At 69.8% G+C, this 15,267-nt stretch carries 10 protein-coding genes; 4 read left to right on the forward strand and 6 right to left on the reverse strand.

Annotated features, from left to right (window positions below):
* Positions 1–401: 401 nt before the first annotated feature.
* The 6 genes from DFR72_RS42135 to DFR72_RS42160 form a co-directional block, all read right to left on the reverse strand.
* Positions 402–1,529, reverse strand: coding sequence for a sensor histidine kinase (locus DFR72_RS42135; RefSeq protein WP_090073443.1), 1,128 nt, complete (start codon positions 1,527–1,529; stop codon positions 402–404).
* Positions 1,530–1,532: 3 nt separating this feature from the next.
* Positions 1,533–2,216: a response regulator transcription factor gene (locus DFR72_RS42140; protein WP_090073441.1), complete on the reverse strand. Its 684-nt coding sequence runs from the start codon at positions 2,214–2,216 to the stop codon at positions 1,533–1,535.
* 46 nt (positions 2,217–2,262) lie between these two features.
* Entirely contained in the window at positions 2,263–2,904 is a 642-nt protein-coding gene (locus tag DFR72_RS42145) for an SPFH domain-containing protein (protein ID WP_090073516.1), read from the reverse strand.
* A gap of 216 nt (positions 2,905–3,120) precedes the next feature.
* On the reverse strand, positions 3,121–5,034 hold the full coding sequence (gene dxs, locus DFR72_RS42150; protein ID WP_090073514.1) for a 1-deoxy-D-xylulose-5-phosphate synthase: 1,914 nt from the start codon (positions 5,032–5,034) through the stop codon (positions 3,121–3,123).
* Positions 5,035–5,096: 62 nt separating this feature from the next.
* Entirely contained in the window at positions 5,097–6,302 is a 1,206-nt protein-coding gene (locus DFR72_RS42155; RefSeq protein ID WP_090073439.1) for a class I SAM-dependent RNA methyltransferase, read from the reverse strand.
* Positions 6,299–8,284, reverse strand: coding sequence for an APC family permease (locus tag DFR72_RS42160; protein WP_090073437.1), 1,986 nt, complete (start codon positions 8,282–8,284; stop codon positions 6,299–6,301). Before DFR72_RS42160 ends, DFR72_RS42155 begins: the two co-directional genes overlap by 4 nt.
* Positions 8,285–8,366: 82 nt before the next feature.
* Between DFR72_RS42160 and DFR72_RS42165 the strand changes: the two genes are divergently transcribed.
* The 4 genes from DFR72_RS42165 to DFR72_RS42180 are packed head-to-tail and all read left to right on the forward strand — an operon-like array spanning position 8,367 to position 14,869.
* The gene (locus tag DFR72_RS42165; RefSeq protein WP_090073434.1) at positions 8,367–9,029 is read left to right on the forward strand and encodes a potassium channel family protein; all 663 of its coding nucleotides are present in this window, start codon (positions 8,367–8,369) and stop codon (positions 9,027–9,029) included.
* The gene (locus DFR72_RS42170) at positions 9,029–9,685 is read left to right on the forward strand and encodes a potassium channel family protein (protein ID WP_090073432.1); all 657 of its coding nucleotides are present in this window, start codon (positions 9,029–9,031) and stop codon (positions 9,683–9,685) included. The genes DFR72_RS42165 and DFR72_RS42170 overlap by 1 nt, the downstream gene beginning before the upstream one ends.
* A 50-nt stretch (positions 9,686–9,735) precedes the next feature.
* Positions 9,736–12,276, forward strand: coding sequence for a LuxR family transcriptional regulator (locus tag DFR72_RS42175; protein WP_170176656.1), 2,541 nt, complete (start codon positions 9,736–9,738; stop codon positions 12,274–12,276).
* 43 nt (positions 12,277–12,319) lie between these two features.
* Positions 12,320–14,869, forward strand: coding sequence for an AAA family ATPase (locus DFR72_RS42180; protein WP_170176657.1), 2,550 nt, complete (start codon positions 12,320–12,322; stop codon positions 14,867–14,869).
* Positions 14,870–15,267: the final 398 nt, after the last annotated feature.

Below are 15,267 nucleotides of genomic sequence, written 5' to 3' on the forward strand. Positions count from 1 at the left end.
ATAAGGATTGTGTTTGATCGCTCCAGACGGAATATGTCTGGCATCAATCTAGTCTTGCCTCAAAGGAACTACCTCGACGAGGAGGTAATTCATATGTTACTGGCTGTGTTTCGGCACGCTGTTGAGTTCTCAAAGAACACGCGCACACCGCAGCTAGTCTCCGAAGAGAGTCACTTCCGGGGCTGTGTCAGGCTTAGAAGTCTTTCGCCGCACTCCGTTCCGGCTGTGTTTCCCGGCCCGTTCCGTGCTGGCATGGAGAAATTTACACGGGGCCCCCAGGAGATCCAAATCGGGGGTCACTAACGGCGTAACCGCAGGTCAGACACCACGCGGACGGCTCAAACCCGCCGAGATCGACGCAGAGTGTGACCGGGACCACGCCGACAATCTTGTATCCGGCCTCAGCGAGGTGCGGCCGGCAGGTGCACGGTGACCGACAGGCCACCGGTCGGCACGGCCACTGCCTGCGCAAACCCGCCGTGAGCGGCGACCGCGGCGCGCACGATCGAGAGCCCCAGACCCGTGCCGGACTGGCTCGTCCGGTCCTTGACCCCGCGGCGGAACGGCTCGAACAGCTCCTCCACGCGGTCCGGCGGGATCAGCGGACCGGACGACGACACCCGCAGAACGGACCACTGCGGCCCCGTCTCCACCACGGTCTCGATCCACCCGCCGACGTGGTTGTGGCGGACGGCGTTCTCCAGCAGGTTGCCGGCGATCCGCTCCAGCAGCGCGGGATCCCCGATCGCGAGCGCCGGCACGCACCGGAACACCGTGCGCAGGTTGCGTGCCTCGGCCTCGGCCCGTGCGGCCCTCCACGCGGACTCGACCACCGCGGACAGGTCGACCGGTTCCCGGACGGCGAGCCCGATCCCGTCCGTGCGCGCGAGCAGCAGCAGCGCGGACACCAACTGCTCGGCACGCTCCCCCGCAGAACGCACGACGCCGGCCATGCGTCGCAGCTCTTCGACGTCGGCATCCGGATCGGACAGGGTCACGTCCAGCTCGGTGCGCACCACCGAGAGAGGAGTGCGCAGTTCGTGCGATGCGTTCGCCACGAACCGGCGCTGCGAGTCGAAGGCGGCTTCCAGCCGGTCGAGCATCGCGTCGAAGGTGTCCGCGAGCTCCGCGACCTCGTCGCGCGGGCCTTCCAGCCGCAACCGCGACCCCAGCGACTCAGCGGACAACCGGCGGGCAGCACCCGTCACGTCGTGCAGGGGCTTGAGGACGCGACCGGTGAACGTCCAGGTCAGCACTGCGGCGGCGACGACCATGCACGCGAACGCGATGAGCCCGGCACGCAGGAGGTCCTGTCGGGCGGTGGCTGTCAGCGCGTCGGTCAGCACCTTCACGGTGACGGTGACGCCGTCCACCGTGACCTGGGTGTCGGAGGGGAACGAGGGCGACGAGTCGAAGACCCGCCCGACCAGCGTCCACCCGAGGAACAGCAGGACAGCGCTCACCACCGCGACGAGCGCGGTGGTGAGGAGCGTGATCCGAAGGCGAAGCCCTGGTCCGCGCCTTCGCATAGGTCAGTCCTCAGCAGATCCGTTCGAAGCACTCGGCACCCGGTAGCCGGAGCCCACGACGGTGTCGATGATGCCCGGTTCCCCGAGCTTCTTGCGCAACGTCATCACAGTTACGCGCACGGTCGTGGTGAACGGGTCGGCGTTCTCGTCCCACACGCGCTCGAGCAGCTCCTCGCTGCTGACGACCGAGCCCTTGGCCGCGAGCAGCACCTCGAGGACGCCGAACTCCTTGCGGGTCAGCTCGATCGGCTGCCCGCCGCGCGACACCGTGCGCCGCGCCGGGTCCAGTTCCACGTCCTGAGCGGCGAGCAGCGGAGGCGTCGCGGGAGTCGCGCGCCGGGCGAGCGCCCGTACGCGCGCGACCAGTTCGGGGAACGCGAACGGCTTCGCGAGGTAGTCGTCCGCTCCGAGCGACAGCCCGGACACGCGATCCTCGATGGACCCGCTCGCCGTCAGCATCATGACCCTGGTGAGCGCGCCGGAGCTGAGGATCTCCTTGCACAGCTCGTCGCCGGACATCCCCGGCAGGTCGCGGTCGAGCACGACCACGTCGTACCGCGTGACGGTCGACTTCTCGTGCCCGGTCTCGCCGTCGTAGGCGATGTCCACGGCCATACCTTCGCGCCTCAGGCCGCGAGCGATCGCGTCGGCCAGAGGCGCCTCGTCCTCGACTACCAGAATCCGCACGCCTCAAAGGTGCCACACGCACCTGAGAAGGCGCTTAACGACACCTTCACTTCCTGCGTGCAGGCCGATCGACGACGACCGTCGAGGCGGTCTGCAGTGCCCGGAGCTCCAGCAACGCCGGGTGCTCCTCCGCCAACCGGGCCGCGTTCAGCAACGACCGCAGCGCAGCCGTCTCCCCGCGTGCCCGTTCCAGCGCCGCACGGCCCTCGGACGCCGCCACCAGCTCGGCCAGGGCGGCCCGGCGCAGCTCACCGGGCATGACGACGTCGCGCACGGCCACGTCGGCAACGGACACACCCAGCTCAGCGGCCCGCGGAGCCACGCCAGCCAGCACCTCGGCGGCGATGGCGTCGCGCTCGGCATCGACGGCTGAGTGTGCGCGCGTGAGAACCGCACCGCGCAGTGCCAGTTGCACAGCCGTGTAGAGCTCAGCCTCAGGACCGGCCGACGCCACCACGAACGTCGTCGGCGAGGACACAGCCCATCGGACGACGACGGTCACACGGACCAGCACGCCGTCGGACGTGGGGACGTCCTGTGCGGCGGGAGTGAGCGAACGCGGACGAACGTCGACACGGTGCAGCACGACGTGACGCGGGAACTTGTGCTGTCCGGGCTCCACCTCACCCACCAGCACGCCGCGGTCGAACCGAACGCCCCGCTCCCACGGGAACAACGTGTGCTTCATCGTCTCCACCTCCGTCCAGGTAGACCAAGACCCCGGCCGGCGAGGCCGCGAACGGGAGTCCACAAGGGACTCGCAAAGCTCGCGACCCCCGTGTGCGACCGGGGTCTTGGCGTTCAGGATTAGAACCTGGTGCCCTTACAGCGCCATGCGCCGCCCCGATCGCGGAACCCGGCGAGGAAGGCCTGCCGGGCCGCAGGAGGCTGCGCGTGGTGGAGGTTAGCCGATCTGCTTGTCCGCGGGCGCGTCGATTTCCACGGGCAGGCACTCCAGGCGAGCGGCCCACTCCGTCACGCGGCGTGCGACGTCCTGCGCGGTGATGCCGCACAGCGCGAGCACCTCGCCACGCTCACCGTGGTCGTGGAACTGTTGCGGCAGAGCGATGTCGCGCAACGGCACCTCGACGTCGGCGTCGCGCAGGGCGGCCGCGAGAGAGGAACCGAAGCCACCGTGGCGGCCACCGTCCTCAACGGTCACCACGAGCTTGTGCGACGACGCCATCTCCACGAGGTCCACCGACATCGGGTAGATCCACCGCGGGTCGACGACCGTCACGCCGATGCCCTGGTCCTCCAGCCGTTGCGCGGCCTCGAGACCGAGCTCGCCCAACGCGCCGACCGTCACCAGCAGCACGTCGGAACCCGACCGCCGAAGCACGTCCACGGAACCCACGCGCTCCAGGGCGGGCAGGTCCGGGCCGACGGAGGCCTTCGGGTAACGGATCACCGACGGTGCGTCCGAGATCGCCACGGCCTCCCGCAGCTCCTCGACCAGGGTGCCGGCGTCACGCGGCGCCGCCACGTGGACGCCGGGGATCACGCCGAGGATCGACATGTCCCACATGCCGTGGTGCGACGCGCCGTCCGGGCCGGTGACGCCGGCCCGGTCCAGCACGACCGTGACGCCCTGCTTGTGCAGTGCGACGTCCATGAGCAACTGGTCGAACGCCCGGTTGAGGAACGTCGCGTAGACGGCCACGACCGGGTGCAGACCACCGATCGCCAGACCGGCGGCCGAGGTCAGCGCGTGCTGCTCGGCGATGCCGACGTCGAAGAACCGCTCCGGGAACGCCTTCGCGAACGCGTCCAGCCCGGTGGGCCCCTGCATCGCTGCGGTGATCGCCACGACGTCGGGGCGCTCGCGGCCGACCTCCACCAGCGAGTCCGAGAACACGTGCGTCCAGGTGCGGCTGGCCGGCTTGACGTTCTCGCCGGTGATCGGGTCGATGACGCCGGTGGCGTGCATCTGGTCGGCCTCGTGGTTCTCGGCCGGCGCGAACCCCATGCCCTTGCGCGTGACCGCGTGCACGATCACCGGGCCGCCGAACGATTTCGCGCGCTGCAGTGCGGACTCCAGCGTCGCCATGTCGTGCCCGTCGACCGGGCCGATGTACTTGAGGCCGAGGTCCTCGAACATCGCCTGCGGCGCCAGCGCGTCCTTGATGCCGCGCTTGGCGGCGTGCAGGGCGGCGTAGAGCGGCTTGCCGAAGAACGGCGTCTGCTGAAGAGCGCTCTTGCCCTTCTCCAGCACGCGCTCGTAGCCGGGCCGCAGCCGCAGCGACGACAGGTGGTCGGCGAGACCACCGATCGTCGGCGAGTACGAGCGGCCGTTGTCGTTGACCACGATCACGACCGGACGCGTCCTGTCCGCCGCGATGTTGTTCAACGCCTCCCAGCACATGCCGCCGGTCAGCGCGCCGTCGCCGACCACCGCGACCACGTGGCCGTGTGCGCCGTTGAGCTGCTTCGCCTTCGCCAGGCCGTCCGCGTAGGACAGCGCCGTCGAGGCGTGCGAGCTCTCCTGCACGTCGTGCTCGGACTCCGACCGCGACGGGTAACCGGACATCCCGCCGCGCTGGCGGAGCCGGTCGAACCCGTCACGGCGGCCCGTGACGATCTTGTGCACGTACGACTGGTGACCGGTGTCGAAGACGATCGGGTCCTGCGGCGAGTCGAAGACCCGGTGCAGTGCCACGGTCAGCTCGACGACACCCAGGTTGGGGCCCAGGTGCCCGCCCGTCTTGGACACCTTGTCGACCAGAAAACGACGGATCTCCTCACACAGCTGCGACAGCTGCGCCTCGTCCATCCGTTTCAGATCAGCTGGTCCGTGCACGGACTCCAGCAGGGTCACCACGCCCACCTCACTCCTGAAGACTTCGGCTCAGTCTACGGAGACGCGACTGAGACGCAGCTTCAGCTCATCTCAGGTACGAGCAGGGCGATGCACTCCATGTGGTGCGTCATGGGGAACGCGTCGAATGCGCGCAGTTCCGCGAGCCGGTACCCCTGAACTGTGAATTCGGCCAGGTCGCGTGCCAGTGCGGCGGGGTCGCAGGCGACGTAGACGACCCGCTCGGGGCGGCGTCGTGCGACTTCAGCCACAACGACCTTGCCCGCACCCTTGCGAGGGGGGTCGAGGACCACGACATGGGGGTTCTCGACGGGCAGTTTGCGCGTCACGGCGAGTTCCACCTTGTCCGCGACCCACTCGACCTGGGACATGCGCCGGAGGTTGCGCCGGCCGTCCTCCACCGCACCGGGGAAAGACTCCACGACCAGCACGGATCCGCTTTCTCCGACCTGCCGTCCGAGCACGGAGGCGAAGAGCCCGGCGCCGCCGTAGAGGTCCCACGCGCGTTGCCCCGGCTCGGCCGCGGCCCACTCCCCCACGACGGACGCGAACGTGTCCGCGGCGGCCGGGTGGACCTGCCAGAAACCATCCGCGGAAACTCGCCACTTTCGTTGGGCGGCGGTCTCGACGGCCGTACCGGTTCCGGCGCGTCGCGCGGTGTGTCGGCCGCGCACCTCACCCACATGACGGTTGCCGTCACCGTCCTGGACGATCGTCAGCTCCTGCGCCCGCCACTTTCGGTCGGCCACGGCCTCGACCATGCCCGGCCGGGAGATCACACAGTGGTCTACCGGGATCACATCGTGGGAACGCAGGCCCCGGAAACCCGGCTTCCCGTCGCGGCCGACGGCCATCCGGATCCGGGTCCGCCACTCCAGCGGACCGCCCGGCAGCGCCTCGACGACCACGTCCCGTTCGATCTTGGCGAGCCTGGACAGCTGCTCCTGGACGACCTGGGCCTTCAGTTGCCGTTGCGCGTCCCACGCGACGTGCTGGAAGTCGCAGCCGCCGCACATCCCGGGCCCGCTGAACGGGCACGGCGCCTCGACGCGGTCCGGTGACGCCTCCAGGACCTCCACGGCGTCCGCGCGGCAGAACGAGCCGCCGTTGTCCTCGTACACGGACACCACGACGCGTTCGCCGGGCAGCGCGTGACGCACGAACAGAACGCGGCCCTCGTGCCGTGCGATGAAATGCCCGCCGTGTGCGACGGGCCCTACCTCTACCTCGAACCTGCGTCCGGTCCAGTCTTCCTTGGTCGTGCTCATCGGTCGTCAAGTCCCCTTCGGACAGCGCCGGGCGCGATGACGTCCTTGTCCTTGACCTTCACCGAGGACTCGAGCTGCCACGGGACGCTGGTCACCATCACACCCGGCTGGAAAAGCAGCCTTCCCTTGAGCCGCAACGCGCTCTGGTTGTGCAGTAGCTGCTCCCACCAGTGGCCGACGACGTACTCGGGGATGAACACCGTAACAACGTCGCGCGGGTTGTCCGTCCGGACGCGCTTGACGTAGTCGAGAACGGGCTTGGTGATCTCCCGGTAAGGGGACTCGATCACCTTCAGCGGGATCCTGAAGTTCTCCTTCTCCCACTCCGCGACGAGCTTGCGGGTGTCGCCGTCGTCGACGTTGACCGTGACGGCCTCCAGCACGTCCGGACGCACGGCCTTGGCGTAGGACAGCGCCCGGATCGTCGGCATGTGCAGCTTGGACACCAGGACCATCGCGTGGTTGCGCGCGGGCAGCGTGCGCACGCGCTCCTGCTTGCGCAGTTCCTCGGCGACGGTGTCGTAGTGCTTGCGGATCGCCGTCATCAACGCGTAGATGGCGGCCATCGCGGCGATGGCGATCCACGCGCCCTTGGTGAACTTCGTGATCAGCACGATGATCAGCACCGTCGCGGTCAGCGCGAGACCGAACGTGTTGATCGCCTGCGAGCGCCGCATCCGGCTGCGTGCCTGCTCGTCGGTCTCGGTCTTGAGCAGCCGCTGCCAGTGCTTGATCATGCCGAGCTGGCTGAGTGTGAACGACACGAACACACCGACGATGTAGAGCTGGATCAGCCGGGTGACCTCGGCGTCGAACGCGATCACCAGCACGACCGCGAAGCCGGCCAGGAACAGGATGCCGTTGGAGAACGCCAGCCGGTCGCCGCGGGTGTGCAGCTGGCGCGGCAGGTAGCGGTCCTGGGCGAGGATCGAGCCGAGCACCGGGAACCCGTTGAACGCGGTGTTCGCGGCGAGCACCAGGATCAGTGCCGTGACGCCGGCGATGAAGTAGAAGCCGGGCGGGAAGTTGTCGAACACGGCGTGCGCGATCTGCGCGACCATCGTCTTCTGCTCGTAGCCCTGGGGCGCGTTGGTGATCTGCTGGGCGGGGAACTCGGCCATCCGCACGTCGGTCAGCTGGGCGAGCACGATCAGGCCCATCAGCATGACCACCGAGATGCTGCCCATCAGCAACAGCGTCGTCGCGGCGTTGCGGGACTTGGGCTTGCGGAACGCCGGTACGCCGTTGCTGATCGCCTCGACACCCGTGAGAGCGGCGCAGCCGGACGAGAACGCCCGCAGCACCAGGAACACGAACGCGAGCCCCATCAGGTGGTCCTGCTCGGCGTGGATCTCCAGGCCGGAGCTCTCGGCCCGCATGTCGTCGCCCATCACGAACCCGCGGAACAGGCCGTAGCCGATCAGGCCGAAGACACCGATCATGAACGCGTAGACCGGCACGGCGAACGCGCTGCCGGACTCCCGGATGCCGCGCAGGTTCACCGCCGTGAGCAGCACGATGGCCGCGACCGCGAACTCCGCCTTGTGGGTCGCGACGAACGGGATCGCCGAACCGATGTTCGCCGCGGCCGCCGAGATCGACACCGCGACCGTGAGGATGTAGTCGACGAGCAGGGCGCTCGCCACCGTGAGGCCCGAACGGCGTCCGAGGTTGACCGTCGCGACCTCGTAGTCGCCGCCGCCGGACGGGTAGGCGTGCACGTTCTGGCGATAGCTGGCCACCACGGTGAGCATCACCACGACGACCGCGACCCCAACCCACGGCGCCATGGCGTAGGCGCTCAGGCCCGCCACCGACAGCATCAGGAAGATCTCCTCCGGCGCGTAGGCGACCGACGACATGGCGTCGGAGGCGAACACGGGGAGGGCGATGCGTTTGGGCAGGAGGGTGTGCGCGAGGCGATCACTGCGGAACGGCCGTCCGACCAGGAGGCGCTTGGCAGCGGTGGCGAGCTTGGACACGGCCAGAGCGTAAGGGGTCCGCTCACCGGGACGGGCTAATGCTCGGTAGGTTCTGCGGAGAGTTCGCCTGAGGAGGCATGTCGTGCACGTGGTGATCATGGGGTGTGGCCGGGTGGGGGCGTCCCTGGCCAGGGCCCTGGAGCGACTCGACCACCAGGTCGCCGTGATCGACAAGGATTCGCAGTCGTTCCGCAGGCTGGGCAGCGACTTCCACGGACAGCAGGTCATCGGCAACGGTTTCGACCGCAATGTCCTGATCGAGGCCGGTGTCGAGCGCGCGGGCGCGTTCGCGGCGGTCTCCAGCGGCGACAACTCGAACATCATCTCGGCGCGGGTCGCGCGCGAGACGTTCGGTGTCGAGCACGTCGTCGCGCGCATCTACGACCACAAGCGCGCCGCGGTGTACGAGCGCCTGGGCATCCCGACCGTGGCGACGGTGCCGTGGAGCACCGACAGGTTCCTGCGGATGTTGCTGCCCGAAGGGGCGTCGACCGCGTGGCGCGACCCGTCCGGCACCGTGGCGGTGCTGCCGATCGAGGTCGGCGAGGCCTGGGTCGGGCGGCCGGTGCGCGAGCTCGAGGAGGCGATCGGCGCGCGTGTGGCGTTCGTGATGCGCTTCGGCACGGGTGTGCTGCCGGACGCGAAGACCGTCGTGCAGGCCGACGACTCCATCTACGTGGCGGCGCTGTCCGGCACGATCACCGACGTCGCGGCGGCGGCGCTGCAGGCACCGGAGGAGAGCTGATGCGGGTAGCGATCGCTGGTGCGGGAGCCGTGGGACGGTCCATCGCGCAGGAGCTCGTCTCGGACGGGCACCAGGTCATGCTGATCGAACGGGACCGGGCGCACTTCGACCCGAACTCCGTCGAGCAGGCCGAGTGGGTGCAGGCCGACGCGTGCGAGTTGTCCTCTTTGGAGGACGCGGGCATGCAGCTGTGCGACGTGGTGATCGCCGCGACCGGTGACGACAAGGTCAACCTCGTGGTGTCGCTGCTCGCCAAGACGGAGTTCGCCGTCCGGCGCGTCATCGCGCGGGTGAACGACCCGACGAACGAATGGCTCTTCACTGAGTCGTGGGGTGTCGACGTGGCCGTGTCCACGCCACGGCTGCTGGCCGCCATGGTCGAGGAGTCCGTGACGATCGGCGACGTCGTGCGCCTGATGACGTTGCGGCAGGGGCAGGCGAACCTCGTGGAGATCACGCTCGACGACGCGACGCCGTTCGCCGGCCGGGCGGTCTCGGAGCTGTCGATGCCGCGGGACGCCGCCCTGGTGACGATCCTGCGCGGCGGGCGGGTCATCGTGCCGCAGCCGGACGACACGCTCGAGGGCGGCGACGAGCTGTTGTTCGTCACGACCGCCGCCGTCGAGCAGGACATCAAGACCGCTCTGGGGTATTAGGCGCGCGCTCCGCTGCGTATCTGCGCAGCGGAGCCGGGCACCTACTTCGTGTGAGCGATCAGCTGCCCCTGGTCGGGCGCGAAGAAGAGTTGCGGACCGCGGTGCGGGCATTGGCCGTGGACGGCGCGGTGCTGCTTACCGGTCCATCGGGCGTGGGAAAGACACGGCTGGCCTGTGAGGCGCTCGCTGCGGTCCCGCATCCGGTCGTGCGCTGTTACGCCACGGCCGCCACGTCCCGGATCCCCCTCGGCGCGATCGCGTCGCTCGTGCCTACCGATCTGCCCGCCTCGCAGAGGTCGATTCTGCCGTCGTCGTCCGTGCGCGCAGCCGCCGAGCACCTCTCTCGTGGCGGGCGGCGGGTGTTGTCGGTCGACGACGCGCATCTGCTCGACGATGCGTCGTTGTTGGTGTTGCAGCACCTTGTGCGTCACCGGCTGATGCGAGTCATGTGCACCGCACGGCCCGGTTGGGGCATGGAGCGGTTGACTGTCATCGCGGTCGACGCGCTGGATCGGGAGCGCGCGGACGCGTTGCTGGCGACAGCTCTCGGCGGGCCGGCCGATGCCTCGACACGGCACCTGGTGTGGACGAACAGCCGCGGAAACCCGTTGTACCTCAAAGAACTCGTCGCGGCGGGCCGGCACCGCGGCGCGTTGACCGAGACCGTGGGCGGGTGGCACTGGAGCGGGCCGCTGGAGCTGTCCGGGCGGCTCGCCGAGCTCGTCGACCTCGCGCTGGGCCGGCTCGCGGATCCGCAGCGGCGGGCGCTGGAGCTGCTCGCGTACGGCGAACCGCTCGAAGCCGGGCTGATGTCCGTGCCGCAGGACCTCGTGGACATGGGATTCGTGCGCGTCGGTGACGACGGACGGGCGCGTGTCGCTCATCCGCTCTACAGCGCGCGCCTGCGGGCCACCTGTCCGACGTTGCGGGCACGGGCACACCGGCGTGCGTTGGCCGATCGGCTGGAGAGTGCCGGCCGTCCCGGTGACGCGCTGCGCGTCGCGACGTGGCGGATCGACAGCGGGACGGCCGAGTCGCCCGGCGTGCTGGCGCGAGCCGCCGAGCAGGCACTGTCCGCTCAGGACTGGGAACTCGCCGAACGGCTCGCGCGTGCCGCGGTGGCCCGTGGGGCGACAGCGCGCGTGGGACTCGTGCTGGGCCTTGTGCTGATGTACCAGCGTCAGTGCGCACAGGCCGAGGACGTGCTCGCCGAGGCCATGGCGGCGGGCGGCGACACGCTGACGTTGATCCAGGTCGGCTGTACACGCGCGTTCAACCTGTTCTTCGGCCTCGGAGACGAGGACGCCGCCGTGGCCGTGCTGGATCTCGTGACAGAACGGAAACTGTCCGCCGAGCTGGAGCACGCGGTGTTGTTCTTCTCGCTGACGATCGCGCTGGAGGCTGCACCGTTGTGCGTCGCACGGCTGGGCGGTGAACTGCTGCTCGCGGAGGGTGGCTGGGCGGCGACGGCGGGACGGCAGGTGCTGGCGTTCACGGACCAGTTAGCGGGCCGCTACACCGCGGCCATCGCACGGACCAAGGACAACCATCAGGCCGTGCAGGCGACAGCGGGGCGGTTCCCGTCGCTGATGAACGCAGCGCAGGGCGTGCACACCGAGAGCATGCTGCGGTCCGGTGACCTGGTGGGTGCGGAGAGGCGGGCTGCGCAGGCGCTGGCGGAGGTGATCGAGGAGGACCGCTGGGCGGTCACCCAGGTGCCGCCGCGGGTGCTCCTGAGCCAGAGCGCGCGGGTACGCGGGAAGGCCGCGTCGGCCGTGCGGATCTCCGCCGAAGGCGTGCCGGACCCGGCCGCGCTGCCGATGATGTGGGACGTGCTGCTGCTGGCCGAGCTCGCGGCCGGCGCGGCGTTGCAGGGGCAGTCGGATCGTGCTTTCCGGGCCTTGGCACGTGCGGAGACCGGTTTGCGGCCCGCGTGGCGTATCGCGCGGTTCGCCGTAGGGGCCGCACGGTCGTGGGTGCTCGCGGGTGCCGGACGCGTCCACGAGGCGATGCAGGCCGCCCTGCACAACGCCGCCCTGGCTCGGGCGCATGGCGCGAACTCTGAGGAGATCGTGTCGCTGCACGACGCCGCACGGTTCGGTGCGGACACCTCACCTCGTCTGCTGGAGCTCGCGAAGTCACGCAAGGAGCCGCTCACGACCGCGTACGCCTCGCACGCCCAGGCGCGCGCGTTGCGTGACCCGGCGGGGCTGGAGGAGGTGGCGGCGGCGTTCACGGCGTGCGGTGCCACGTTGTACGCGGCTGAGGCGCTCGCGGAGGCCAGCAGGCTGTCGCGTCTGCACGACCGGCCTCGTGAGGCGGACCGGCTGGAACGGCAGGCGGCGGCGCTCTCGGAGACGTTCGACGGCGCGACCACCCCTGGTCTCGTGATGACTCGCACGCTCGCCGCGCTGACGCCACGCCAGCTGGAGATCGCGCGTCTCGCCGTGGCCGGACTGACGAACGTCGAGATCGCCGAACGGCTGGCGATCGCCAAACGGACCGTGGACAACCATCTGCACACGACGTACGCGGCAGTGGGCGTGACGGGACGGGGTGGCTTGCGCGAGTTGTTCGGCCACGGCGCGTAAATCGATGTGCGCGGCGGGCGGGACCTTCGGCACACTGCGAGTCGTGTGGCCGTTCGTGGGCAGGGTGCGGGAGCTCGAGGACGTGATGTCCGCGCTCACGTCAGGCAACGGCGCCGCGCTCGTCGGACCCGCCGGTGTGGGCAAGACGCGACTCACGGACGAGGTCGTGGCACGGCTGGAGCGCTCCGGACTCGCCGTGCGGCGCTGTTGTGCGACGGTGGCGACGTCGGCCATCCCGTTCGGGGCGATGGCCGCGATGCTGCCCGCTGACCTGCGCACGGCGAACCCGCTCGGTCGCGCCGTGGAGCACCTTCTGTCCGAACAGCCGCCGTTGGTGATCGTGGTGGACGACGCACATCTGCTGGACGACGCCTCCATCGCGTTGCTGCACCACGTGATCCGGCACGGACACGCACGGGTGCTCGTGACTTCACGGCCAGGTGAGCGCATGGAGTTGTGGCAGGAGGGGCTGCTGCGCCGTTGCCCGCTCGGCGACCTGTCGCGCGCCGAGTCCGACCTGCTGCTCGAACGCGCGCTGGGCGACCCGGTCGACACGCGGTCGGCGTCGCTGCTGTGGTCCGCCAGCGCGGGGAACCCGTTGTACCTCAGAGAACTCGTCGTTTTCGGGCGCGCGGTGGGCGCGTTGCGCGCAGACGACGGCATCTGGTCGTGGCACGGCCCGATCGAGCTCGGCGGGCGGCTCGCGGAGCTTGTGCAGTCCAACCTAGGCCGGTTGGAACCGTCGCACCGGCACGCGCTGGAACTGCTCGCGTATTCCGAACCGGTGGAACTGGACCTGCTGGCAGCGTTGGTGTGCGAGGAGGCGCTGGACGACCTGGAGACGCGCGGGTTGATCCGTGTCGTGCCCTCAGGGCGTCGCACGGTCGTGCGGCTCGGAGACCCGTTGTACGGCAGCCTGCTTCGTGCGACGTGCCCGACGTTGCGCGCGCGGGCACACCAACGCGCGCTGGCCACCGCACTGGAGGCAACGGGCGCGCGCCGCCGTGAAGACCTCATGCGCATCGCCACGTGGCGGCTCGACGGCGGCTCCCCCACCTCGGTGACCCTGCTCGCCGAGGCCGCCGAACAGGCCTGGGCCGCGCAGGACGTGACGCTCGCCGAACGCCTCTGCCGCGCCGCCGTCGAGGCAGGCGGCCTGAGCCGGGTCGGGCACGTGTTCGGCCAGGTGCTGATGCACGGCCACGAACCGTCGCAAGCCGAAGCGACCCTCGCCGACGTGATGGCCGGCCCGCTGTCGGCGGAGGACCTGAGCCATCTCGCCGCGACCCGCGCGATGAACCTGCACTTCGGCCTCGGCGACGCGGACACCGCCGCCGCGACGCTCGACGCCGCCGACACGCCCGGCCTCCCAGCGGACGTGCACGACTGGCTGCAGGTCGTCCGGGTCATCCTCGACGCACAACACCATCACGTGGCAACGGTGCTCGAACGCAGCTATCGCCCCGTGGCACCGCATCTCTCCGTCCACATGCGACGCACCAGAGCGTTGTGCCTCCTGCACGCGGGCCGTTATCGCGAGGTCGCGCGGGAGATCACCGCCTACGAGGCACTGGAAGACCCTGCCGGACCAGACGACGGCGCACTGCGCATGCATTGCTTCGCACTGGCGTTCGCCGGCCGTCTCGCCGAGGCGGAGGCTCTCGCGCTGACGATGTACGACCGGCCGTTCGACGACCTGGCGTTCACGGGCGCGACATCGCTCTACAGCGTGCTGTCGTTCTGCGCGCGCATGCGAGGCAACGGCACCCAAGCCCTGCGCATGGCCCGCGAAGGCAGCCCGAAATCCCGCACGGGTCCCCTGATCTTCGACGCCATCGCCCTGGCGAACCTGGCCGTCGCCGCGGCGATCTCCGGCGACACCACCCTGGCCCAGCAGTCGCTGGCCCGCGCCGAGAAGGCCCGCCGCCCAGCCTGGCGCCTGACCGGCACCACGGTCTCGGTGACCCGCTCCTGGGTGCTCGCGAGCACCGGCGACATCCGCGCCGCCGCCGACACGGCCATGGCCGCCGCCAACGAGTGCGCCGAACTGGGCGCGCACGGCAGCGAGGCCATGGCACTGCACGATGCCGCCCGCTACGGCGTGGACACGTCCACGCGCCTAACGGCCCTCACAACCACCATGGACGACCCGATGACGAGGGCCTACGCCTCACACGCGACCGCCCTCGCGCACGCCGCACCGACCGCCCTGGAGACCACTGCAACGGACTTCCAGCGCATCGGCGCCACCTTGTACGCCGCTGAGGCCCTGGCCGCCGCCACCCGCCTGCACCGAACCCAGGGGAACGCCCGCGCCGCCTCCCAGGCCTCCGCCCGGCAGGCGCTTCTGATGCGCGACTTCGACGGCGTCCACACCCCGGTCCTGCACGCCGGCGACCTCACCCACCTGACCCGCCGCCAGACCGAGGTGGCGCACCTCGCCACGTCCGGGCTCACCAACCAGCAGATCGCCGGGCGGCTCCACACGTCCAAGCGCACCGTCGACAACCACCTGCACGCGATCTACGGGGTTCTCGGGGTGACGGGCCGCGACGAACTACGTGCCGTGCTCGGCCCTTCCCGAACCAGCTGATATCCAATATATCGCATTTTGCTCAGTAGGCCGCAGGGTCGACATTTCCCTGTCGAGGCGCATTGTCGCTGGTCCAGCCGCCGAGCGCGCGTCTCGGCCGACCGCCTCGTCCTCTGCCCCCTTTGCAATGAGTCTTTTGCCGTCGTCCGCAAACGTCTTTTGCATCCGGTCGGTGCCGAGGCGAGCGCAAAGCAGCACCTAAGTCAGTCGTCGCACGACGCCTGCCGCTGTCTCCAGCGCGACGACTTCGCCGCGGACTTCGCGGCCGACGCTCTCCAGCAGATCCCGTCCCGGTCAGCCTCGAACAGGCCGGCGGCGAAGTGCCCACAGGCCCTCGCACTCGATCACCACATCGCGACCGGAAAACGACGCGGCCGGTGCCCCCGAGAGGAGGCACC

Source organism: Lentzea flaviverrucosa (assembly GCF_003350445.1).
Lineage (GTDB): Bacteria > Actinomycetota > Actinomycetes > Mycobacteriales > Pseudonocardiaceae > Lentzea > Lentzea californiensis.